Below are 586 nucleotides of genomic sequence, written 5' to 3'. Positions count from 1 at the left end.
TTGCTGACGACAATAGCGCGATGGCCCCACCTGATCCCTTCCCGAACTCAGAAGTGAAACATCGTTGCGCCAATGGTAGTGTGGTTCGCCCATGTGAGAGTAGGTCATCGTCAGCTCTCTATTCTGATTTGCCCCTTGATACGTTAGTATCAAGGGGCTTTTCTTTGTGCGTGATATTTAAGAGAAGCGTAATTCAAATTTTATGGATAAAGATCTATTTATAAAATAGTCACAATACTCCTTGCGTTCTCATTAGATGTGCGTATAATGCCACCCAGTCGAAAGGGAAGTAGTGAGGAAGCTTAAGCAATTAGGTTATTTCAAACTAAATAGAAAATACCTCTTGACTAAATAAATAAAGGGTCTATAATACGCCCTCATCAGACGGACTAGCGGCAACGAATATGTAAATTACATATTACTAACCCAGTTAACCTGTTGAAACAAATTAAAATAAAGCTTGACAATTCAAATCATTATGATAAGATAGTCGGCTCGCTAGATAGCTTAACCGGCAACGGAAAAGGCGAAAAGCGAAAGATTTACCCTATATATCGATGACTGGACGACAGTGATTGAGACTATT

Annotated in this window: 1 rRNA gene; it reads left to right on the top strand. The window is 39.6% G+C overall.

Annotated elements, in window-relative coordinates:
• Nucleotides 1–2 precede the first annotated feature (2 nt).
• Nucleotides 3–116: ribosomal RNA gene (gene rrf, locus JMX83_RS15070) — 5S ribosomal RNA — on the top strand.
• The last annotated feature ends 470 nt before the right edge of the window (nt 117–586 follow it).

The sequence above is a fragment of the Psychrobacter piscatorii genome (genome assembly GCF_904846415.1).
Taxonomy (GTDB): Bacteria; Pseudomonadota; Gammaproteobacteria; order Pseudomonadales; family Moraxellaceae; genus Psychrobacter; species Psychrobacter piscatorii.
This window is presented reverse-complemented; position numbering and strand designations above follow the sequence as displayed.